Source organism: Streptomyces sp. NPDC014991 (assembly GCF_043080665.1).
Taxonomy (GTDB): Bacteria; Actinomycetota; Actinomycetes; order Streptomycetales; family Streptomycetaceae; genus Streptomyces.
The window spans coordinates 1-22,700 of the sequence record NZ_JBIBVY010000002.1; the positions used below are offsets into that span (position 1 = coordinate 1).

Below are 22,700 nucleotides of genomic sequence, written 5' to 3' on the forward strand. Positions count from 1 at the left end.
ACTTTTGGCACGCTGTTGAGTTCTCAAGGAACGGTCGCTTCCTTTGTACTCACCCTCTCGGGCTTTCCTCCGGGCGCTTCCCTTCGGTCTTGCGTTTCCGACTCTATCAGATCTTTTCTCGACCCGATTTCCTCGGTGCTTTCCAGGTTCCCGCTTCCGCGTTTCCCTTTCCGGCGGTTCCGACTCTATCAGACCCTTTCGGTGTCTGACTCCCAGTCAGGGGGCTTGTCCTCCCGGCCGCTTGGCCGTTCCGACGTCCCAAACCTTAGCGGATCCACTCGGCGATTCCCAATCGGGCCGCCCAGTCCCTATTCGAATTGAATTCGAGCATGCCGAAATCAACCCGGTCAGGAGATCGTGCTGGTGTTTGAGAGTGCCGCTCGAGGCGGCTGAGGTGCCGTCGCAGAACCGTTACGGCTCTGCGGCAACCCGAAGAACTCTACGGATCGGACAGGGGCGTGTCAATACCCTGCTGTCAAGATCTTTTCCGTCGGCTGCGGTGGCGGTTCAGTCGAGGTCGCTGAGCCGCCCGCCGGCATCCGGCTGGGCGTGTTCCACCCTGCGCAGGAGCCGGGTCAGGACCTCGCCGAGCACGACGCGCTCCACCGGGGTCAGGTCCTGCAGCAGGTCCTCCTCGAACACGGTCGCCATGCGCATCGCCTCCAGCCACTTCTCACGACCGTCGGGGGTCAGCTCGACGATGACCCGGACGCGGTTGGACTCGTCGCGCTCCCGGGTGACCAGACCCTCGGCGACCATGCGGTCGATCCGGTGGGTCATGGCGGCCGGCGTGAGGCCGAGCCCCTTGGCCAGTTCACCGGGGCCCATGCGGTACGGGGCGCCGGCCAGTACGAGTGCCTTGAGGACCTCCCACTCGGCGTTGCTGATGCCGAGGGCGGCGGTCTGGCGGCCGTACGCGACGTTCATGCGGCGGTTCAGCCGGGAGAGCGCCGACACGATCTTCTCGACCTGGGGGTCGAGGCCCTGGAACTCGCGCTGGTAAGCGGCGATCTGTTCTTCGAGTGTCGGCTCGGCGACGCCGGGAGTGTCGGCCATGGATGCAGTATCGCACGCACCTCCTTTGCCTCGAAGTCCTTCGATGTGTAGTCTTTAGCTTCGAAGTCTTCAGGTCTAACTAGTGGAAGAGGTGAACGTGACCAGGGCGATGGGCGCAGCGATGCGCCGGATCCACGTGGGCAACGCACTCAGCGCGTTCGGGCTCGGCTTCACCGTCCCCTACCTGTACGTCTATGTGGCGCAGGTGCGGGGACTGGGAGCCATGACAGCGGGACTGGTACTCGCCGTCTTCGCCGTGGCCGCGCTGATCGTGCTGCCGTTCGCCGGCCGGGCGATCGTGCGGCGCGGCCCGCTGCCGGTCCTGGTCGCCGCTCTGGTGACCGCCGCCCTGGGCGCGCTGAGCCTCGGTCTCGCGGCCGGCGCCACCACCGTGCTGCTGTCCGCCGCGGCGCTCGGCGCCGGACAGGCCGTGATGCAGCCGGCCCTGGCCACGATGATCGTGGACTGCTCGACGGCGGACACCCGCTCGCGGGCGTTCGCGACGCAGTTCTTCCTCCAGAACCTGGGGCTCGGCGTCGGCGGTCTCATCGGCGGCCACCTCGTCGACACCACCCACGTGTCCTCGTTCACGCTGCTGTTCGCGATCGAGGCGGCCATGTTCCTGCTGCTGGTCGGCGTGGTGGCGACCGTGCGCATGCCGCACTCGCCGCGGATCGAGGACGCGCCCGCGCGGTCGGCGAAGGGCAGCTGGAAGCAGCTGCTCGGTAACCGGACGATGGTGCAGCTGTGCGTGCTGGGCTTCGTGCTGTTCTTCGCCTGCTACGGACAGTTCGAGTCGGGGCTGAGCGCGTACGGCGTGGAGGCCGCCGGGATATCCACCTCGGCGCTGGGGACGGCCCTGGCCGCGAACACCCTGATGATCGTGGTGGCCCAGTTCGCCGTGCTGAAGTTCGTGGAGCGGCGGCGCCGGTCCCGGGTGATCGCCGGGGTCGGGCTGATCTGGGCCGTGGCCTGGCTGACCGCCGGTTACGCGGGGCTGGGGCACGGCAGCCAGGAGATGGCCACGGCCGCGTTCGTGTCGACGTACGCGCTCTTCGGGCTGGGCGAGGCGATGCTGTCGCCGACGGTCGCGCCGCTGGTCGCCGATCTGGCGCCGGAGGGCATGGCCGGGCAGTACAACTCGGCGTTCGCACTGGTCAAGCAGCTGGCGCTGGCGGTCGGCCCGGCCGTGGGCGGGCCCCTGGGTGCCTCGCTGCCCGCGCCGTACGTCGTGATCTTCCTGCTGTTCTCGCTGGGGATCACCTGCCTGGCGCTGCGACTGGGGCGGCAGCTCACCGCCGTACAGGACCAGCCGTGGTCGGCGCGGACCAGCCGGGTGGTCACGCGCGGTGGGGCGCCCACGGAGCCGGTGGCCGCGGAGGCGTAAGGCGTCCGTCGCCGTCGCCGTCGCTGCCCCGCCGGCAGCGACGGCGGGGCAGGCGGTGCTCGGCGGTGTTCAGCGCTTGGGCAGTACGAACTCGCACCACACCGCTTTGCCGCCGCCCGGGGTGCGGCGGCAGCCCCAGCTGGTGGCGATCGTCGCCACGATCGCGATGCCCCGGCCGGACTCGTCGCCGGGTTCCGCGCGGCGGCGCCGGGGCAGGTGGTCGTCCCCGTCGGTGACCTCCACGATGAGGCGGCGGTCGGTGCGGCGGAGTCTGAGCCGCATGGGCGGGGTGCCGTGCTGGAGGCTGTTGGCGACCAGTTCGCTGGCGGCGAGGACGCCGAGGTCGTGCAGCTCGGTGGGGAAGCGCCAGCTGGTGAGGACGCCGGAGGCGAAGGCACGCGCGCGGGGAGCCGCTTCCACACCGCCGAGGAGTTCCAGAGCCGCGTTGCGGAACAGTTCGCCGTCGGGGCCCGTCCGGGCGGGGTGCTGGAGGACGAGGACGGCCACGTCGTCGTCGTGGTCGGCGGTGACCCCGGCCGAGCGGACCAGGCGGTCGCAGACGACCTGCGGGGTGCCGGTGGCCCCGGCGAGGGCGCCGGCGAGCGAGGCGATGCCCTCGTCCAGGTCGGCGTCCCGGCGCTCGACCAGGCCGTCCGTGTACAGGACGGCCGTGGCGCCGGGGCCGAGGGCGATGGAGCCGGAGGAGTGCATCCAGCCGCCGGTGCCGAGGGGCGGGCCGGTGGGTTCGTCGGTGCGGGAGACGGTGCCGTTCTCGTCGCGGACCAGGATCGGCAGATGGCCCGCGGAGGCGTACACCAGGCGGCCCTCGTTGGGGTCGTGGACGGCGTAGCAGCAGGTGGCGATCTGGTTGGGGTCGATCTCGGTGGCCAGGCCGTCCAGGAGCTGGAGCACCTCGTGCGGGGGGAGGTCCAGGCGGGCGTAGGCACGGACGGCCGTGCGGAGCTGGCCCATGACGGCTGCGGCCCGCACCCCGCGGCCCATGACGTCGCCGATGACCAGGGCGGTGCGGCCGCCGCCGAGGGTGATCACGTCGTACCAGTCGCCGCCGACCGCCGCCTCGGTGCCGCCGGGCTGGTAGGTGGCGGCGATACGCAGGTCGTCGGGCTGTTCCAGTTCCTGCGGGAGGAGGGAGCGCTGGAGGGTGACGGCGGTTTCCCGCTGGCGGCGCTCGCTGGCGCGCAGGCGTTCGGCGGCCTCGGCGTGGTCGGTGACGTCCGTGGCGAAGACCAGTACGCCGGCGCCGCGGGCGCCGTCCTCGGCGACGGGGGTGCAGGTGAAGGTGTAGGAGCGGCCGTCGACGGCCTTGCGGGACTTCAGGGTGCGGGGTCTGCCGCTGCGCAGTACCTGGTCGAGCAGCGGGAGCAGACCCAGTTCGGCGAGTTCGGGCAGGGCCTCGCGGGCCGGGGCGCAGGTGGGCCTGGTGCCGAAGGCCGCCGTGTAGGCGTCGTTGACGTAGGCGATGCGGTGGTCCGGGCCGTGGACGAGGGCGACGAGGGCCGGGACGCGGTCGAGCACTTCACGCGCGGGCAGTTCGTCGACCGCGGGCACCGGGGGTGTGCCGTCGGCGGACCGCCCGGCGCGGGCCGCGGGCACGGAGCCTTCCCCCCGCCGGTCCGGGGGGACCGCCGTCTCGGTCCGCGCGGCGGCGCGGCGCTGCGTTCCGGGGAGCCGGGCGCTCCAGCGCGTGAAGTTCACTTGGGGAAGGCCTCGTGGGTGCTGGGGCGGGCGGGTGGCCCGTCCGATGTCGTGGGGCAGTCTGGCAGGGAGCGGGCCGTGGCGAGCGACAACCGTCAGACGCCGGGTCGCGCCGTGGAGTTCCCGGGTCGGGTCAGGACGACCCCTTCGGGTCGTCGGAGGGGTCGTGAGGGGGCTTTCCACCGGCCGCCAGTTCGAACTCCGCTCGGGGGTGTTCGAGTGAGCCGAGCGAGACGATCTCGCGTTTGAAGAGTCCGGCGAGGGTCCATTCGGCGAGCACCCGGGCCTTGCGGTTGAAGGTGGGCACCCGGCTGAGGTGGTACACGCGGTGCATGAACCAGGCAGGGTAGCCCTTCAGCCGCCGCCCGTAGACCTGGGCGACTCCCTTGTGCAGGCCGAGGGAGGCGACCGAGCCGACGTACTTGTGCGCGTACGTCTCCAGGGGCTCGCCGCGCAGGGAGTGCACGATGTTGTCGCCGAGGGTGCGGGCCTGGCGGACCGCGTGCTGGGCGTTGGGGGCGGTCTCGGCGCCGGGTTCGGCCGCCGTGACGTCGGGTACGGCGGCGGCGTCGCCCGCGGCCCAGGCGTGCTCCGTGCCGTCGACCGTCAGCTGGGCCGTGCACCTGAGCCGGCCGCGGTCGGTGCGCGGGAGGCCGGTGGCGGCGAGCAGCGGGTGCGGTCTGACGCCGGCGGTCCACACGAGCGTACGGGTCGGGAAGCGCTGGCCGTCGCTGAGGACGGCGACGCGGTCGGCGCAGGACTCCAGGCGGGTGTCGAGCAGCACCTGGATGTTGCGGCGGCGCAGCTGGGTGACGGTGTAGCGGCCCATCTCCGCGCCGACCTCGGGGAGGATGCGGTCGGTGGCCTCCACGAGGATCCACTTCATGTCCTCGGGGCGGATGTTGTGGTAGTAGCGCGCGGTGTAGCGGGCCATGTCCTCCAGCTCGCCGAGGGCCTCCACGCCCGCGTAGCCGCCGCCGACGAACACGAAGGTGAGGGCGGCGTCGCGGATGGCGGGATCGCGGGTGGAGGAGGCGATGTCCATCTGTTCGATGACGTGGTTGCGCAGGCCGATGGCCTCCTCGACGGTCTTGAAGCCGATGCCGTACTCCGCGAGGCCGGGAACGGGCAGGGCGCGGGAGACCGAGCCGGGGGCGAGCACGAGTTCGTCGTAACCGAGGAGTTCGGCGGGTCCGCTCTCCTCCGCGGTGGCGAGCGTGGTGATCGCGGCGGTGCGGGTCGCGTGGTCGATGGACGTCACCTCGCCGACGACCACGTGACAGCGGTCCAGGACGCGGCGCAGCGGGACGACGACATGCCGCGGGGAGATCGAGCCCGCGGCGGCCTCCGGAAGGAACGGCTGGTACGTCATGTACGGGTCGGGAGTGACGACCGTGATGTCGACCTCGCCCCTCCGCAGCTCGCCCTTCAGCTTCCGCTGGAGGCGCAGGGCCGTGTACATCCCGACGTAGCCGCCGCCGACAACCAGAATGCGCGCACGTTCCTTCACCGTCCCATGACGCACCCGGCGCTGTTGTTTGTCCACAGCCCCGGCAATTTGTGTGACCGGCGGCCGGGTGTGCGCAAGGTCGGCCGCGGCGTCCGCGCAGGACGAATCGGGGCAGGTCAGTGGGGGCGGGCGACAGTGCACGAAGGGGCGCAATCGGGGCGTACGTGCCCCGTACTCCGATCGGGGGGCGCACTGTGCGGAACCTGCCCCTTCTGAATTGACTGCCTCTCAACTATGTTCGTGTGTCGACGGGGTGTAGGGACTGTGGTCGAGCGGGTCCGCGACGGGCGGGTCCGGTCGGGACCGATGCCACTTCCGCGCACTTCGCATTCAGTGGCGGGGAGTCTCCGGGGGGAGACGTCATTACCGGGGGAACACATGCATGTTCAGGACACACATTGGGCATCTGCGGCCACCATCACGTCCGGTGGCGGAGCGATGACCGCGGCGAGGGGCGACGGACGCGCGGACGGGGCGCGTACGACACCGCTGCGGGTGGACGCACAGCGCAATCTGGAGCACGTGCTGCGCGCGGCGCGTGAGGTGTTCGGCGAGCTGGGCTACGGCGCGCCGATGGAGGACGTGGCGCGGCGCGCGCGGGTCGGGGTCGGCACGGTGTACCGGCGCTTCCCGAGCAAGGACGTGCTGGTCCGGCGGATCGCTCAGGAGGAGACGGCACGGCTGACCGAGCAGGCGCGGACCGCGCTCGGGCAGGAGGACGAGCCGTGGTCGGCTCTGTCGCGGTTCCTGCGGACGTCCGTGGCGTCGGGAGCCGGGCGGCTGCTGCCGCCGCAGGTGCTGCGGGTCGGCTCCGCCGGCCCGGCCGAGCCGGAGGCCTCGGGTGGGCCGGTCGGCCCGGTGGGTACGCTCCCGCCGGTCGGAGCGGTCGCGACGGTCGCCTCGGTCGGCTTCGCCGAGGCCCGGCTGCCTCAGCAGCGGGTGCAGCCGGGCGGTGGTGAGCTGCGGCTGGTGGCGGACGAGGTCCCGCTGACGGCCGACGACACCGGGGCCGGGGCGTTGCTCGAGGTGGTCGGGCAGCTTGTCGAACGGGCGCGGTCGGCGGGTGAGCTGCGCGCGGACGTCTCCGTGGGCGACGTGCTGCTGGTGATCGCCACGGCGGCGCCGTCACTGCCGGACGCGGCACAGCAGGCGGCGGCGTCCGCGCGGTTGCTCGACATCCTGCTGGAGGGACTGCGGTCCCGGCCTGCGTAAGCGGCCCCGCTCCGGCCGGCGTGACCGAGGGACTCCCGTCCACCGGTCTCCGCCGGCCGGCGGCGGCCGCCCTCGCACCGCTCGCTTCGGCACTGCCGGCGGCGGCATGCCGTCTCCCACCCGCACCCGTACGGCTGTCCCAGTCGTACGGGTGCGGGTGTCTTCCGTGGGGTGCCGTCGCCTGCGGTGGGCGCGGGGGACGGGGTGGGCCGGGCGCCGGTGACGCGAGGGTGCCGTCGAGGTGTGCGGCAGGGGTGTTCGAGTGGGAGGGGAGAAGTCCGCCCGGATGAGTGGACGGGCTCTGTGACGGGGCCTCCGGGCGAACGCGCTGTGGCACTCTGAGCCGGTGACGGGTCGGGCTGTGCCGGTGTCGGGGGCTTTCCGTGGTGGGCGTTGACGGGTGGGGCGAGTCACACGGTGACGACGGGGCCACGGAGACCCGGGGGCTGACCTCACCCCACGTACCGAATCAGGGCGGGCGCCCCGCTGCCGCCCGCGGTCCGGGTGACGAGAGCGTGCCGGCCCAGCGCGAGGGAGGCATCCTGCCGCCGCCCCGGGAGACACCCCCCGCCGACGGCGAGCTGATCGAACGGATGCGCGCCGGGGACGACTCGGCCTACGAGGAGCTGTACCGGCGGCACGCCGACGCGGTACGGCGGTACGCGCGCAGCTGCTGCCGGGACGGGCACACCGCCGACGACCTCACCGCCGAGGTGTTCGCGGGGATGCTGCAAGCCGTGCGGGGCGGATCGGGCCCGGAGCACGCCGTACGGGCCTATCTGCTGACCTCCGTGCGGCGCGTCGCCGCCCACTGGACCCGCTCCGCCCGGCGTGAGCAGCTCGTCGACGACTTCGCCGTCTTCGCCCAGCAGGCCGCACGGGCCACGGAGGTACCCGACGACGGCACCGTCGCGCTCGGCGCCGACGCGCGTGCCCTGCACGAGGCCGAGCAGTCCATGGCCGTGCGGGCCTTCCGGTCGCTGCCCGAACGCTGGCAGGCCGTGCTGTGGCACACGGAGGTGGAGGACGAGTCCCCCAGCGAGGTCGCCGTGCTGTTCGGCCTGGACGCCAACGGCACCCGGGTGCTGGCCAGCCGCGCCCGGGAAGGGCTGAAGCAGGCCTATCTCCAGGCCCATGTCAGCAGCGCCCTCGCCGACGACGAGGAGTGCGCCCGCTACGCCGACCAGCTCGGCACGTACGCCCGCCGCAAACTGCGTGTCCGTGCCGAGCGGGGTGTGCGCAAGCACCTGGCGGAGTGCGCCAGGTGCCGGCTGGCGGCGGCGCAGATCGAGGAGGTGGCCGGAGGTATTCCCGGTGTCGTACCGGTCGCGGTCATCGGCTGGTTCGGGGCCGCCGGGTACGCCAAGGCCCTCGGGATCGTGGCCGGCAGCGCCGGGGCCGGTGCCGCCGGTGCCGGGGCCGCGGCCGGCGGGTCGTCCGGCGGGGCGGGCGGCGGGGCCGTGGCCTCGGAGGGACTCGGGGCGCCGGTGAAGGCCGGCATCGCGGCCGGTGTCGTGGCGGTGGCCGCGACGGCGGTGGCGCTGGCTCTGGTGAACGGCGGTGATCCGGCGAAGGAGGCCGCCCGGCCGCAGCCGCCCACGCCGATCGTGCAGTCGGAGACGCCGACGCCCGCGCCGCCGGCACAGCCGACGCGGACGACACAGCCGACGCTTCCAGCACAGCCGGCGCATCCGGCGCATCCGGTGGGGAGGCCGACGCCCGAGCCCGTGGCCGTCACCCCGAAGCCGGTGGCGCCCGCACCCACGGCACCCCCGCCCCCGTCATCGGCCCCCGGCGCTACACCCACCCCCACGCCCACTCCGCCGCCCACCCCCGCGCCGAAACCCGCACCCACCCCGCCCCCGACGACCACCCCACCGCCGGTGCCCGCCGTCCACCGGCTGAGCGAGCTGCGCCACGACCTCGACGGTGACGGCGCCCGGCCGGAGGGCGGCAGCAGCTGGGTGTGGCAGCGGTACGGCATGTCGGTCGGCGGCAGCCGGTACGCGCACGGGGTGACCGTGTCCGGCCGGTCCTCCGTCACCATCGCCCTCGACCGCCGGTGCACCGCCTACGACGCACGGGCCGGCGTCGACGACCTCACCCTCGGCCTCGGCAGGGTCTCGTTCTCCGTCTACGCCGACGGAGCCCGGCTCTGGCGGTCCGCCACGGTCGAGGGCCGCGAGCGGACCGTCCCCGTCCACGTAAACCTGACCGGCCGCGGGACCGTGCGGCTCGTGGTGGAGCCGTACCGCACCGCCTTCGACCGGGCGGCGCTCGCGGACTGGGCGGAGTCCCGGCTCACCTGCCGCTAGGGTCCTCACTCGACCGCCGCCGGGGTGCCCAGCTCGCGCAGGACGTCCTCGACGCCGAGGGACGCGCCCCGGGCGCTCTCGGCCGCGTAGCGGTCGGCCGGGAGGGCCGCGCGGGCACCGGCGCGCACCCGGGCGGCGTCGCCGCGCTCCGGCTCGGGCCGCCGGCGGCCGTCCCGCCAGTGGTCCGCGGCGGCGAACAGCCGGATGGCGCCCGGCAGGTCACCGAGGCGGGCCAGCAGGCCGGCGGCGACGTCCACCAGCCCCGCCGTGATCGACTCGGCGCACCCCTGCTCCACGGCCTCCCGCAGGGCCTCCGCCACGATCGGCAGGCCGTGCGCCGGCCCCGACTCGTCGGCCGTGAGCAGCACCTCGACCGTGCGCTGGGCCGCCACGAACTGCGGGGGCGGGGTGCTCCCCCGCACGACCGCGCAGGTCGCCTCGTACAGCTCGCGGGCGCGGGCGGTCCGGCCGTCGTGCAGGGCGATGTGGGCGCGCAGCAGCAGGACGAAGGCGCGTGACCCCGGCACCGCGTACCGGTCGGCGGCCGTTTCCGCCTCGTCCAGGGCGGCGAGCGCGGCCTTCGGGTCGCCGGAGCGGTAGGAGATCTCGGCGAGGCGGGCCATCAGGAACGGGGACTCCGCGTACGCGCCGACCTCGTAGGCGAGCCGCAGGGCCTCCTCGTACTCGGCGCGTGCCTCGTCGAACCGGCCGCGGGCCATGGCCGCCTCGCCGGCCGCCCCGCACACCTGGGCCCGCATCCAGCGGTCGCCGACACGCCGGCTCAGCTGCCGCAGCTCGGCCAGGTCCGCGTCGACGCCCTCCAGGGTGCCCGAGGAGTCGACGGTCACGTGGGTGCGGAACATCAGGGCGACCCCGACCTCCCAGGCCCCGCCGTGGCGGCGGCAGTTGTCGACGGCCTGGTCCAGGTCCGGGCGGACGTCGGCCGGGCCGCCCAGGTAGTGGGCGGTCAGCGGCCAGACCAGGCCCGGGAGCCGGGCCGCCCGCGGGCCGCCCGGTTCGTAGACGGCGCGCACGCGCGCGATGTACGCCGGGGCCCGGTCGTCGGCCGTGAGGTTCTCCGCCCTCGATTCGGACGTCAGGAACAGGTCGAGCATGCGCAGGTCCGTCCGGAGCTCGTGCAGCGGATGCCCGGCCGGACCGTCCGGGGCGGCGAGGAAGGCGCCCACCGGGTCGGCCGACTCGACCAGCGCCATCAGGTCGCCGCCCGGCGCGCCCGCGGACACGGCGTCCAGGGCGACGCCCAGGCGGAGGACCAGCCGTACCCACCTCACGGCCTCCTGGCGGTGGTTGCGCAGCCACCAGAACCAGCCGATGGCCAGGACGACGGCGCCCGCACCGGCCTCGTCGCCCGCGCGCACCGCGCGGTCCAGGGCCGCGCGGATGTTGTCCAGCTCGGCTTCCAGACGGGAGATCCACGGCAGTTGGGCCGCCGACCGCAGTCGCGGCTCCGCCTCCTCCACCAGGGCCCGCACCCACGCGCGGTGGCGGCGCTCGGCCGCGGCGCGGAGGCCGGGGACCTCGGCGGCGCGCTCGGTGGCGTACTCGTGGATGGTCTCCAGCATGCGGTAGCGCATTTCGGAGACGGTGCCGTCGGGGCCGTGCGGGGCGGCGACGACGAGGGACTTGTCGACCAGTGCGCCGATCAGCTCCGCCACCGGTCCGGTGCACACGGCCTCGGCCGCGGCGAGGTCCCAGCCGCCGGCGAACACCGAAACCTCGCGCAGGACCGTCCGTTCCCGCTCGTCCAGCAGGTCCCAGGACCAGTCGACGACCGCGCGCAGGGTCTGCTGGCGGGGCAGGACCGTGCGGCTGCCGGAGGTGAGCAGCCGGAAGCGGTCGTCCAGCCGGTCGGCGATCTGGCGTGGGGTCAGCAGTCTGAGCCGGGCCGCGGCCAGCTCGATGGCGAGCGGCAGCCCGTCCAGGCGGCGGCAGATCTCCGTCACGGCCGCGGTGCCGCCGAGGACGGCGTCGGCGTCGGGACGGACGGCCCTTGCGCGCTCGGCGAAGAGGTGGTGTGCCTGCTCCGGGACGAGGGGCTCGACCGGACGCACCGACTCACCGGGGACGCCCAGGGGTTCACGGCTGGTCGCGAGGATCGTGAGGCCGGGGCAGTGGGTGAGGAGGGTCTCGGCGAGGGTGGCCGCCGCGTCGATGACGTGCTCGCAGTTGTCGAGGACCAGGAGTTGGCTGCGGGGGGCGCAGTACTCGACCAGCAGAGCCGTGGGGTCGGCCTGCGGGGACGCCAGGTCGTTGGCCAGCAGCACGGTCTCGCGCAGGCCGAGGGCGCTGACCACCGCGCCGGGCACCGCCTCCGGCCGGTCGAGCGGGGCCAGCTCGGCCATCCAGGCCGAGGGGAACGCGGCGGCTGCCTCCTCGGCGAGGCGGGTCTTTCCGGAGCCGCCGGGTCCGGTGAGGGTGACCAGGCGGGCCCTGTGCACATCCGAACGAATGGCCTCCAGCTCCGGTTGCCGGCCGACGAAGGACGTCAGACGGGGACGGAGATTCCCGGTGCGCTCGGGGGGCTGGGCGGGGCGCGGTACCTCCGGGGGCGCCGGGTGTGCCGGGTGTGCCGGGGTCTCCTGTCGCAGCAACGCCGCGTGCAGGGCCCGCAGTTCGGGGCCGGGATCGGTGCCGAGGGTGTCGGCGAGGGTGCGGCGGACGCACTCGTAGGCGGCGAGGGCGTCGGCCGGGCGGCCCGCGTCCCGCAGGGCGCGGACGAGGAGAGCGTGCAGGGGTTCGTCGTACGGGTGCGCCGTGGCCAGTTCCCTCAGCTCCGGTACGGCCTCCTGGGCGCGGCCGAGGGCGAGCATGGCGGCGGCGCGGGCTCGGGCCGCGTCCAGCCGGAGGGCGTCCGGGCGGGTGGCGGCGGTGCGGTCGGGGAGGTCGGCGAGAGCGGGGCCGTGCCAGAGGGCGAGGGCCTGGGTGAGGGTGCGGTGGGCGGTGGCCGGGTCGCCGGCGGTGAGGGCCTGGGTGCCGGCGCGGGTGAGCCGCTCGAAGACGTGGAGGTCCACGTCGTCCTCGGACGCCTCCAGCCGGTACCCGCCGGGCGCGGAGGCGACGGCGTGCCTGCCGAGGGTACGGCGGAGACGCCCGACGAGCGCCTGGAGGGCGGCGGGGGCGTCCTGGGGCGGGTCGTCCGCCCAGATCTCGCCGATGAGGGTGTCGGGGGTGGTGGTGCGGCCGGGGCGGAGGGCGAGGGCGGCCAGGAGCGTACGGAGGCGTGGGCCGCCGACGGGCAGGGGGTTGCCCTGGTCGTCCGCTGCTTGGGTCACTCCCAGGATTCTGTACCGCACAAGGTCATTGTCGCGGGGAGGTGGCGGACGGGGCACGGGAGTTTCGCGGCGGGCGGGGCCGCTGCCGGCGGGTGGGGGGGGCCGGGTCCCCCGACCGCGCCGACAGGATCCGCGGTGTTGTCGCGGGGTGGGGTGGGGTCGCCCACCCGTGCTCGCGGGGTGGGCGCGCGCGTACGCCGGTCCCCTGGGGGCACGGGGAACCGCGCGCTCAGCCCCGGCGGCCCGTGCGGCCGCACGCGATCCGGCGCCCCGCCGGAGAACGCTCACGCCCCCGGTGTCAGGGCCCCCCGTCTCGGCTGGATCCCGGAAGGGACCGCCCGGGAGCGGGAGGGGGTGCCTGTCCAGCAGGTGCCGCGGCGGGTGAGGAGGCGGTGGAGCCAGAGTTCGAGGGAGACGAGGCCGGCCAGCCCGTCGAGGGGCAGGGGGTCGCCCGCCGCGGCGGTGCGCAGGGCCTTGCGGACGACGCGGGCCTCGACCAGCCCGGCGTCGGCCAGGAGGGGGCTGGAGAAGAGGTCCACGAGGGAGTCGGCTGCGACGCGGAGACCCGCGCGGGCCGCTGCCGCCGAGGAGCCGTGGGAGGGGGTGCCCCAGCCGGGCGGGAGGTCGGTGACGCCGGAGCCCGCCAGGACCGTACGGAGGATGGCGGCCCGTGCGCCGGGCTGGACGCGCAGGGCTTCGGGCAGGTCGCGGCAGGCGCGGACGACCTGGTTGTCGAGGAAGGGCGCGTGCAGCCGCTGGGAGCGGATCTCCGCGGCCTGTTCCAGCACGCGGAGGTCGGCGGCGTGCCGGGCGAGCGCCGCACGCGCGCGGTAGTCACCGGGCCGCTGTGCGCCGGTTCCGGACCGGTCGGCCTCCGCCTGGAGCAGAACCGATACTTCAGCCAGGGCCTCACCCGTCAGCCAGCGGGCGGCCGGCCCCGGCCCGGCCCAGGTCAGCGCGGCGAGCGACGCGCCGACCGCTCCCTTGGGCTCGTCGAAGCGGCGCCGCATCAGCCGCTCGGCCAGCACCTCCAGGCCCGCCCGGTAGGGGGTACGGGCGAGCCGCCGGGCCGCGCCGTACACGCGCGCGGGGACCATCACCGAGCTGTCGGCCCGGGCGAGCGCGGCGACCGGCCGGACCAGGTGACGCCGCCGGCGGTCCATCAGGAGGTCGGCGAGGCGGGCGGGGTGCGCGTCCAGTACCTGGCGGGCACCGTGGCCGGTGAAGTGGTCGGCGCTGCCGGCGGCGAGCCGGGCTCGGTGCCGGGCGGCCAGTACCAGGGAGGGGCCGGGTTCGTCGGTCAGGGGGCCGTCGAGGCCGGCGTAGGGCAGGGTCTCCTCGCCGCCGGTGACCACGACGTGGTGCAGGCGGGGGTTGGCGGCGAGGGCGCCGGCGCGCTGGAGTTCGGCCTCGCGGCCGGCCACGGCGAGGTCGTTGAAGGTGACGGCGAGGAGCCGTTCGCCCGCGCCCGTGCCGTGGCCGAGGAGCGTGCCGGGTCTGCCGGGCAGCCCGGCGGCCAGCAGCGCGAGGGTGCCGGAGGCGGGCCCGCCGGACAGGTCGGCGCCGATGCCGGGCACCGGCATCCCGCGCGCGGCCCGGCGCTCGGCGGGTCCCATGCCGGGCACCGGTCCGGGATCGAGGTCGGGCACGTGCCGGGGCGCGGAGAGCCGGGTGCGGACGGCCTCCACGAGGGCGTCCCGTACGGCGTCCACGGCGCGGTCGGGGTCGGCCGCGGGCGCGGCCACGGCGAGGGAGGCGACCGGCTCGTACCCGGCGATCTCCCGCGCTCCGGCGCGCAGCACCAGCGCGTGTCCCGGCGGGATGCGCCGTACGCCCTCGTACGGGGTGGTGTCGCGCAGCGCGGCCGGTACGTCGGGGGCGGCCAGCAGGGCGGCGAGGTGGGTGAAGTCGAGGTTGGCCTCGACGAGGTCGGCGAGGGGCAGCGCGGCGGTGGCGTAGGCCGTGCCGCCGGCCCAGGGGGTGTGGAACACGGGCCGGGCGCCCGCGAGATCGCCGCAGACGGTGATGCGGCGGCCGGCCTGGACGACGGCCGTGTAGCTGCCGGGCCAGCCGGTCAGATGGCGCAGGGCGCCCCCGCGCGCGGTGACCAGGCCGCGCCGCAGCTCCTCGTCGGTGGCGCCGCAGATGCCGAGGACGGCGATGCGATGCTGCGGGTCGGCGTGCACCACGCGGACCTCGTCCGGGCGCCAGTCGCCGACGGCCCACAGCGGATCCGGGTCGCCCCACAGGAGCTGTGATCCGACCGGGCGCAGGGTTTCGCCGTCGTATCCGGTGGCGCCCGCGGTGCCGATCCCGGCGGTGCCCGCGGCGGTGCTGCTCCACCCCACCAACCACCGCATCGACGCCTCCACACGCTGTGGACAACCAGTGCACCGCACGAACCGGATCCCCATGCTGCCATGAAGGACCCGCCGGGGAGGGGCGGCGGCGCCGCCTTCCACCGAGGGAAGTTCGTGGCACGTGCCAGGGGAGTTGGCCGGTGGCGCGGGCGGGTGGGGAGAGCCTGTTCCGGGTGGCGCCCGAGGGGCGCGGCGTGAATGCGCCCCCAGTGCGCGCCCCCAAACCGCCTTTCACGCCCTCAAGTTACGTGGTGGGAGCGGAAATCCGAGGTCCGGAACGGGGGGCGGTTTTCGGCCAATTACTTGGAGCGGCAACGGACATGAGCACGCTCCGTACAGGCCTGCGGAGCGCGAGGCGTCGCGCACGCACGCACAGTCCGGGAGGCGGGCATCGCCTCCCGGACCGGTCCGCCACCCGCGGGGATGAAGGCGGCGGTGTCCCCCAGCCCACTGGATCCAGTACAGCGGGCCGACCCACGCAGAAGCCATGGAACCGCTCCCCCGGTGGCCGGAGAAGAGCGCACGGACGGGCGCACGGCCACACGCGCGGGGGCACGCGACAGCGGGCCGTGCACGGTGCGTACAGGACCGTACTGCCGTACGGACCACAATCCCGCCATCCGGAAGAATGCCCCTTAACGCTTGGGATGCGGCGAACTACGCTGGGTTTACGAATGCCGCGCGGTTATGCCATCGCGGCAGCCGTCTGTGTCGAGGGGTGGCGCATGTCCAGGGAGCAACGCGGGCCGAACGAAAAACTCGGCGCCGTTCTCGCCCTCGCGGGAATCAGCAACGCAGGACTCGCGCGGCGCGTCAACGACCTCGGCGCACAGCGCGGGTTGACGCTTCGCTACGACAAGACGTCCGTGGCGCGCTGGGTGTCGAAGGGCATGGTGCCGCAGGGTGCGGCTCCACACCTCATCGCCGCCGCCATCGGGCAGAAACTCGGCCGCCCCGTGCCGCTCCACGAGATCGGCCTGGCGGACGCGGACCCCGCGCCCGAGGTGGGCCTCGCCTTCCCCAGAGACGTGGGACAGGCGGTGAGGTCGGCGACGGAGCTGTACCGCCTCGACCTCGCCGGCCGCCGGTCCGGCGCCGGCGGCATCTGGCAGTCGCTCGCCGGATCGTTCGCGGTCAGTGCGTACGCGACGCCCGCCTCACGATGGCTGATAACCCCCGCCGACAGCTCGGTCGCGCGCGAGACGGCTTCCGCCGAGGAATCGGGCGCACCGATCAAAGTCGGCCACAGCGATGTACAGAAGCTGCGGGAAGCCGCGGAGGACGCCAGGCGCTGGGACTCCAAATACGGAGGCGGCGACTGGCGTTCGTCCATGGTGCCGGAGTGTCTGCGGGTGGAGGCGGCGCCGCTGCTGCTCGGCTCCTACTCCGACGAGGTCGGCCGCGCGCTGTTCGGCGCCTCCGCCGAACTCACCCGGCTCGCCGGCTGGATGGCCTTCGACACGGGCCAGCAGGAGGCCGCCCAGCGGTACTACATCCAGGCGCTGCGCCTCGCGCGCGCGGCGGCCGACGTCCCCCTGGGCGGGTACGTCCTCGCCTCGATGTCCTTGCAGGCCACCTACCGGGGCTTCGGCGACGAGGGCGTGGATCTCGCGCAGGCGGCCCTGGAGCGCAACCGGGGGCTGGCGACCGCCCGCACCATGAGTTTCTTCCGGCTGATCGAGGCGCGGGCCCACGCGCGCGCGGGCGACGCGCAGGCGGCGGGCGCGGCACTGAAGGCGGCCGAGGGGTGGCTGGAGCGGTCCAGGGAGGGCGACAACGATCCGTCCTGGCTCGGTTTCTACGGATACGACCGGTTCGCCGCCGACGCCGCCGAGTGCTACCGCGATCTGAAGGCGCCGCGGCAGGTGCGGCGGTTCACCGAGCAGGCGCTGTCGAAGCCGACGGAGGAGTTCGTGCGCTCCCACGGGCTGCGGCTCGTCGTCTCGGCGGTGGCCGAGCTGGAGTCGGGGAACCTGGACGCGGCCTGCGAGCAGGGGGTGCGGGCCGTGGAGGTGGCCGGACGGATCTCCTCCGCCCGCACCACCGAGTACGTGAAGGATCTCCTGCACCGCCTGGAGCCGTACGGGGACGAACCGCGGGTGGTGGAGCTGCGGGAGCGGGCCCGGCCGCTGCTGGTCACGCCGGCGTAGCGGCGCGGCGGCGTCCGCTGCCCGTGGCGCCCCGGGTCGCCGGCACCGGCCGGCGTTTGCGGCCACTGTCAGTGGCGCAGTGCACTATCGAGGGCGGAGGTGGTGCAGGTGCGGGCCGGGGCGTACGACTGTGACGTGCTCGTGATCGGTGGCGGGATCGTCGGGCTGTCGACTGCGTACGCGATCACGCGCGCCGCACCGGGCACGCGCGTGACGGTGCTGGAGAAGGAGCCCGGTCCGGCGCGGCACCAGACGGGACGCAACAGCGGCGTCATCCACAGCGGGATCTACTACCGCCCGGGCTCGCTCAAGGCGCGGTACGCCGTGCGGGGCGCCGCGCAGATGGTGAAGTTCTGCGCCGAGTACGGCATCGCGCACGCCGTCACCGGCAAACTGATCGTCGCGACCGAGCGGGCGGAGCTGCCGCGGCTCCACGCGCTGGTGCAGCGGGGCCGCGAGAACGGCATTCCGGTGCGCGAGCTGGGTCCCGCGCAGATCAGCGAGTACGAGCCGGAGGTGCGCGGTCTCGCCGCGATACACGTGGGGACGACCGGGGTCTGCGACTTCGCGGGCGTCGCGCGCGAACTCGCGCGCGCCTCCGGGGCGGAGATCCGGTACGGCGCGCGAGTCGTACGGGTGGACCGGCGGCCCGAGCGCGGCGTGGCCGTGCTCACCGCGGCCGGGGACGTGGTCCACGCGCGCGTGCTGGTGAACTGCGCCGGGCTGTACTGCGACGAGGTGGCGCGCCTCACCGGGGACGAGCCCGGGGTGCGCATCGTGCCGTTCCGCGGCGAGTACTACGAGCTGGCACGGCCGGAGCTGGTGCGGGGGCTGGTGTATCCGGTGCCGGATCCGGCGTTCCCGTTCCTCGGAGTGCATCTGACGCGCGGGATCGACGGGAGTGTGCACGTCGGGCCGAACGCGGTGCCGGCGCTGGCCCGCGAGGGATACGGCTGGGGGGTCGTACGGCCCCGGGAGCTGGCCGGGACGCTCGCGTGGCCGGGGTCGTGGGCGATCGCCCGGCGGCACTGGCGGTACGGGGCGGGTGAGCTGCGGCGGTCGGTGTCCAGGGGCGCGTTCCTGGAGGCCGTGCGAAGACTGCTGCCCGGGGTGGAGGCCGGCGATCTGGTGCGGGCCCCCGCCGGGGTGCGGGCACAGGCGGTGCTGCGGGACGGCACGCTGGTGGACGACTTCCTCATCAAGGAGGGGCCACGGACCGTGCATGTGCTCAACGCGCCGTCCCCCGCGGCGACCGCGTCGCTGCCGATCGGCAGGGAGGTCGGGCGCCGGGTGCTGGATCTGCTCGTGTAGGGGGCGGCCTCGTCGGGCGCCGTAAAATCGGTCGTACTGTGTCTGACTCCCTGAACACTCCCGCCGCCCCGCCCTCGGCACCGCACGACCCCGGTGTGTCCGTCCGGCACACCCGGACCCGGGGCGAGCCGCGGTTCCCGGACGGGCCCAGGGCCGATCCCGCCGGCTCGCACTTCGAGCGGCGGATCCGGAGTTTCCAGCCGCGGCGCAGCCGGGTGACGGCCGGGCAGGCCGACGCCCTCCAGCGGCTGTGGCCCACATGGGGGCTGGACATCGACGGGCAGCGGGTGATCGACCTCGGCGAGCTGTTCGGCAACGACCGTCCCGTGGTCCTGGAGATCGGGTTCGGGATGGGCGAGGCGACCGCGCGGATGGCCGCGGCCGACCCGGGCACGAACATCCTGGCCGTGGACGTGCACACCCCGGGGCAGGGCAACCTGCTCAATCTCGCGGACCGCGACGGGCTGTCCAACGTCCGGGTGGGCAACGGCGACGCGATCATCCTGCTCCGGGAGATGCTGCGCCCCGACGCGCTGGACGGCCTGCGCGTCTACTTCCCCGACCCCTGGCCCAAGAAGCGGCACCACAAGCGGCGCCTCATCCAGCCCGAGTTCCTCACCCTGGCGGCGACCCGGCTGAAGCCCGGTGCGATCGTGCACTGCGCGACCGACTGGGAACCGTACGCCGAACAGATGCTCGAGGTGCTGAGCGCGCACCCCGACTTCGAGAACACGCAGGCGGAGGGCGGTTTCGCCGGACGCCCCGAGTTCCGGCCGCTGACCCGTTTCGAGGGACAGGGGCTGGACAAGGGCCATGTGGTGAACGACCTGCTGTTCCGGCGGGTACCACACCGGGAGCGTTGAGCCCGGCCCCGCGCCCGGACCGATAATCCGCTCCTGCCCCTCGTCCCGTCACCGTTAGGGTCGATGCCGTGGCCACCAGTCCTCCGTTTCCGACCTGTCCCCCGAGCCCCGGCGGTGGTGTGCTCCGCCATCCGCACTGGTGGCAGCGCAGGTGGGTGCGGTACGGGGCGCTGAGCACGCTGCTGGCGCTGTCGGGCCTGGTCATCCTGGCGCTCGTGCGGCGCCAGACCGGCACGGAGGGCTTCGTCGTCGGGCTGGGGCTGGCCGTGCTGCCCGTGCCCTGGCTGACAGCCGCGTTCCGGTGGCTGGACCGGGTGGAGCCGGGGCCCTGGCGGAACCTGGTCTTCGCCTTCGCCTGGGGAGCGTGCGCGGCGGCGCTGATAGCCATCGTCGCCAACAGCTTCGCCACCCGGTGGATCGCCACCTCGACCGCGGACCCGGCCGGCGCCGACACCCTCGGGGCCACCGTGATAGCGCCGATCGTGGAGGAGTCCGCGAAGGCCGCGGCCGTCCTGCTGGTCTTCCTGTTCCGCAGACGTGACTTCACCGGGATCGTGGACGGCGTGGTGATAGCGGGGGTCACCGCGACCGGGTTCGCGTTCACCGAGAACATCCTGTACCTCGGTACGGCCTTCGGGACCGACCAGCTCACCGGCGACCGCGGCATCGCCTCCGTCACCGCCGCCACGTTCTTCGTCCGCATCGTGATGTCGCCGTTCGCGCACCCCCTCTTCACGGTCCTGACCGGCATCGGCTTCGGCGTCGCCGCGCTGTCCGGCGAGCGGCAGCACGTGCGGCGGGTCCTGCTGCCGGCCGGCGGACTGCTGCTCGCGATGAGCATGCACGCCTTCTGGAACAGCTCCTCCACGTTCGGCGAGTACGGGTTCTTCGCCGTCTACGCCGCCTTCATGCTGCCCGCGTTCGCGCTGCTGACCTGGCTCGCGATCTGGACGCGGCAGCGGGAGCTGCGGACGGTGCGCGCGGAACTGCCCGCGTACGTGCTGGCCGGATGGCTGGGCCCGGCCGAGCCGTTCGCGCTCGGGTCGATGCGAGCCCGGCGGATGGCCCGGGACTACGCCCGGCACCACTTCGGCCGTGCGGCGGCGCGGGAGGTGGCGCGCTACGAGGCGTACGCGACCTCGCTGGCGTTCCTGCGCCACCGGGGACGGCGCGGGCGGGCCGGGGCCGACTTCGCCGTACGGGAGCGGGAGCTGCTGGACGAGCTGTGGCGACGCAGGGAACCGGCACGCCCGGCACTGGAGTACGCGGCCCGGGCCTCCACGCCGTCCCGGCCGGTGTACGCGGGACCCGTGCCGTACTGGCACGGTGTCCCGGCGGGCGCCCACCCGGCGTACAACCCGTACCGGTCGTAGCCGGGACGGCCGGGCAGGATCGGCGCCCGGGGGTCTACGCGGAGGCTGTCGTCAGGGCTGCCAGCTCGTCGTCCGTGAGCTTCAGGTCCGCCACGCCCAGCAGCGCCGGGAGCTGTTCCACCGTGCGTGCCGAGGCGATCGGGGCCGTGACGGTCGGCCGGGCGGCGAGCCAGGCCAGGGCGACCGTGGCGACCGGGACGTCGTGGGCGGCGGCGATGTCGTCCAGGGCCGCCAGGACCCGCCGGCCGCCCTCGGAGTCCGCGTACTTCTGGGCCGTACCGGCGCGGGCGCTGTCGACCGTCGTACCGGGGCGGTACTTGCCGGTGAGGAAGCCTGCGGCCAGGGAGAAGTACGGGACGGCGGCCAGGTTCTCGCGGGCGGCGAGGTCCTGGAGCGGGCCCTCGTACGTGTCGCGGGAGACCAGGTTGTAGTGGGGCTGGAGGGCGACGTAGCGGGCCAGGCCCTCGCGGTCGGAGTGGTCGAGGGAGGCCCGAAGACGCTCGGGGCTGATGTTGGAGGCGGCGATGTGCCGGACCTTGCCGGCCTTCACCAGCTCGTCCAGCGCGCCGATGATCTCCTCGACCGGCACCTCGGGCTGGTCGAAGTGGGTGTAGTAGAGGTCGATGTGGTCGGTGTCCAGGCGGCGCAGCGAGGCGTCGGCGGCGGCCTTGATGTTCGCCGCGGACAGGCCCCGGAACTCGGGGTGCTGGCTCACCTTGGTGGCGATGACGACGTCGTCGCGGTTGCCGCGGGCCTTGACCCACTTGCCGATGATCGTCTCCGACTCGCCGCCCCGGTTGCCCTCGATCCAGGCGGAGTAGGAGTCGGCGGTGTCGACGAAGTTGCCGCCGGCGGCCGAGTAGGCGTCCAGGACGGCGAAGGAGGTCCGCTCGTCGGCGGTCCAGCCGAAGACGTTGCCGCCGAGGGCGAGCGGGAAGACCCGGAGGTCGGAGGAGCCGAGTGTGCGCAGTGATGTCAGTGAGGTCATACGTCACCACAACGCCGGCGGCGGGTGGTCACATCCCGCGACCGGCGCCAAGTTCCCGCAAAGACCGGAAGGAGAGGAGGGCCTCCTGGTCAGGGGGTGAGGCCCTTGTCCCGTAGCCACGCCATCGGGTCGATGCCGGTGGCCTGGCCGCCGGGGTGGACCTCCAGGTGCAGGTGCGGGCCGGTGACGTTGCCGGTGGCGCCGACACGGCCGATGACCTCCCCGGTGGTGACCTTCTGCCCGGCGGTGACGTTGATCGAGGACTGGTGGCAGAACCACAGCTCGGTGCCGTCGTCGAGGGTGAGGATCGTGCGGTAGCCGTAGGAGCCGGCCCAGCCCGCCTCGGTGATCGTGCCACCGTGGACCGCCTTGATGAGGGTGCCGGTGGGGGCGGCGAAGTCGAGGCCGGTGTGGTGACCGGAGGACCACATCGTGCCCGCCTGGCCGAACGTCGAGGTGATCGTGTACGAGGAGGTGGGCAGCGTGTACTGGCCGGCCAGCTTCGCCTGCTCGGCCTGCCGCTTCTCCTCGGCCTCCTTCGCGGCCTTCTGCTCCGCCTTCTTCTCGGCCGCGGCCTCCGCCTCGTCCTTGGCCGCGGCCGCCTTTGCGGCGGCCTCCTTCTCGGCCTGGGCGGCGGCGTCCGCGCTCTGCTTCTCGGCGGCGGCGAGCGCGACGGTGGTGGCCCTGCTGTCGGCCTGGCCCTGCTGCTGCTCGGCCTGGGCCATGATCCGGTTGCGCAGGGCCTCGCCCGCGTCGGTGCCCTGCTGGTCGTCCGCGGAGGCCACGCCGACGCTGCTGAGCGCCGTGGTGGCGGTCTCCGGAACCGCGGTGGAGGTGTCGTCGAAGAGGGAGCCGACGGAGGGCAGGTCCGGCAGGGAGATGGAGACCGGCGGCTTGCCGGTGTTGGCGCTGGCCATGCCGCCCGCGCCGACCGCGGCCATCACGCCGACGCCGAGGACGGTGGAGCTGCGGGCGAAGCCGCCTCGCTGCTTGGCGACGCGGTGCCGGCCGCGGACCGGGGCGACGGAGTCCTCGGTGGGGTTCCACTCCTCCCAGGGGCCCTCGTCCGCTCGGTAGGCGTCGTAGCCGAAGGTCTCGGTCTCGCGCTGAGCCGGCACGAACGGGGTTTCTGGGGCAGGCCGGTTGGACGCCACGCGGGCGCGCTC

The 22,700-nt window shown here is 74.1% G+C and carries 14 protein-coding genes; 7 read left to right on the plus strand and 7 right to left on the minus strand.

Annotated elements, in window-relative coordinates:
- Window positions 1–507 precede the first annotated feature (507 nt).
- Entirely contained in the window at window positions 508–1,056 is a 549-nt protein-coding gene (locus ACF1BE_RS04020; RefSeq protein WP_392197416.1) for a MarR family winged helix-turn-helix transcriptional regulator, read from the minus strand.
- A 97-nt stretch (window positions 1,057–1,153) separates the two neighbouring features.
- On the opposite strand from ACF1BE_RS04020, the gene ACF1BE_RS04025 reads away from it, so the two are divergent.
- Complete coding sequence (locus ACF1BE_RS04025) at window positions 1,154–2,443, plus strand: MDR family MFS transporter (protein ID WP_392197822.1); 1,290 nt, start codon at window positions 1,154–1,156, stop codon at window positions 2,441–2,443.
- 69 nt (window positions 2,444–2,512) lie between these two features.
- Here the strand turns inward: ACF1BE_RS04025 and ACF1BE_RS04030 are convergent, their stop codons facing one another.
- Together ACF1BE_RS04030 and ACF1BE_RS04035 are read right to left on the minus strand one after the other, a co-directional pair.
- A complete protein-coding gene (locus ACF1BE_RS04030) occupies window positions 2,513–4,159 on the minus strand; it encodes a SpoIIE family protein phosphatase (RefSeq protein ID WP_392197417.1) in 1,647 nt (548 codons plus the stop codon).
- 133 nt (window positions 4,160–4,292) lie between these two features.
- Window positions 4,293–5,669 (minus strand): NAD(P)/FAD-dependent oxidoreductase, encoded by a 1,377-nt coding sequence (locus ACF1BE_RS04035; RefSeq protein ID WP_392197418.1) that lies wholly within the window; start codon window positions 5,667–5,669, stop codon window positions 4,293–4,295.
- A gap of 378 nt (window positions 5,670–6,047) precedes the next feature.
- On the opposite strand from ACF1BE_RS04035, the gene ACF1BE_RS04040 reads away from it, so the two are divergent.
- Window positions 6,048–6,881: a TetR/AcrR family transcriptional regulator gene (locus ACF1BE_RS04040; RefSeq protein WP_392197419.1), complete on the plus strand. Its 834-nt coding sequence runs from the start codon at window positions 6,048–6,050 to the stop codon at window positions 6,879–6,881.
- Window positions 6,882–7,267: 386 nt separating this feature from the next.
- Window positions 7,268–9,196: a sigma-70 family RNA polymerase sigma factor gene (locus tag ACF1BE_RS04045; protein WP_392197823.1), complete on the plus strand. Its 1,929-nt coding sequence runs from the start codon at window positions 7,268–7,270 to the stop codon at window positions 9,194–9,196.
- Between the two features lie 5 nt (window positions 9,197–9,201).
- On the opposite strand, the gene ACF1BE_RS04050 is transcribed toward ACF1BE_RS04045, so the two are convergent.
- Entirely contained in the window at window positions 9,202–12,489 is a 3,288-nt protein-coding gene (locus ACF1BE_RS04050) for an ATP-binding protein (protein WP_392197420.1), read from the minus strand.
- A 284-nt stretch (window positions 12,490–12,773) separates the two neighbouring features.
- Window positions 12,774–14,849 (minus strand): asparagine synthase-related protein, encoded by a 2,076-nt coding sequence (locus tag ACF1BE_RS04055; protein WP_392197421.1) that lies wholly within the window; start codon window positions 14,847–14,849, stop codon window positions 12,774–12,776.
- A gap of 725 nt (window positions 14,850–15,574) precedes the next feature.
- On the opposite strand from ACF1BE_RS04055, the gene ACF1BE_RS04060 reads away from it, so the two are divergent.
- The 4 genes from ACF1BE_RS04060 (at window position 15,575) to ACF1BE_RS04075 (ending at window position 20,546) form a co-directional block, all read left to right on the plus strand.
- Window positions 15,575–16,999 (plus strand): MFS transporter, encoded by a 1,425-nt coding sequence (locus ACF1BE_RS04060; protein ID WP_392197422.1) that lies wholly within the window; start codon window positions 15,575–15,577, stop codon window positions 16,997–16,999.
- Between the two features lie 99 nt (window positions 17,000–17,098).
- Window positions 17,099–18,310: an L-2-hydroxyglutarate oxidase gene (gene lhgO, locus ACF1BE_RS04065; RefSeq protein ID WP_392197423.1), complete on the plus strand. Its 1,212-nt coding sequence runs from the start codon at window positions 17,099–17,101 to the stop codon at window positions 18,308–18,310.
- A gap of 38 nt (window positions 18,311–18,348) precedes the next feature.
- Window positions 18,349–19,173 (plus strand): tRNA (guanosine(46)-N7)-methyltransferase TrmB, encoded by an 825-nt coding sequence (gene trmB, locus ACF1BE_RS04070; RefSeq protein WP_392197424.1) that lies wholly within the window; start codon window positions 18,349–18,351, stop codon window positions 19,171–19,173.
- Between the two features lie 68 nt (window positions 19,174–19,241).
- Window positions 19,242–20,546, plus strand: a complete 1,305-nt coding sequence (locus ACF1BE_RS04075; RefSeq protein WP_392197425.1) for a PrsW family intramembrane metalloprotease — start codon at window positions 19,242–19,244, stop codon at window positions 20,544–20,546.
- A gap of 34 nt (window positions 20,547–20,580) precedes the next feature.
- Here ACF1BE_RS04075 and ACF1BE_RS04080 read toward each other — a convergent pair whose 3' ends face one another.
- Both ACF1BE_RS04080 and ACF1BE_RS04085 read right to left on the minus strand, forming a co-directional pair.
- Window positions 20,581–21,525 (minus strand): aldo/keto reductase, encoded by a 945-nt coding sequence (locus tag ACF1BE_RS04080; RefSeq protein ID WP_392197824.1) that lies wholly within the window; start codon window positions 21,523–21,525, stop codon window positions 20,581–20,583.
- 98 nt (window positions 21,526–21,623) lie between these two features.
- Window positions 21,624–22,688 (minus strand): M23 family metallopeptidase, encoded by a 1,065-nt coding sequence (locus ACF1BE_RS04085; protein WP_392197426.1) that lies wholly within the window; start codon window positions 22,686–22,688, stop codon window positions 21,624–21,626.
- Window positions 22,689–22,700 lie beyond the last annotated feature (12 nt).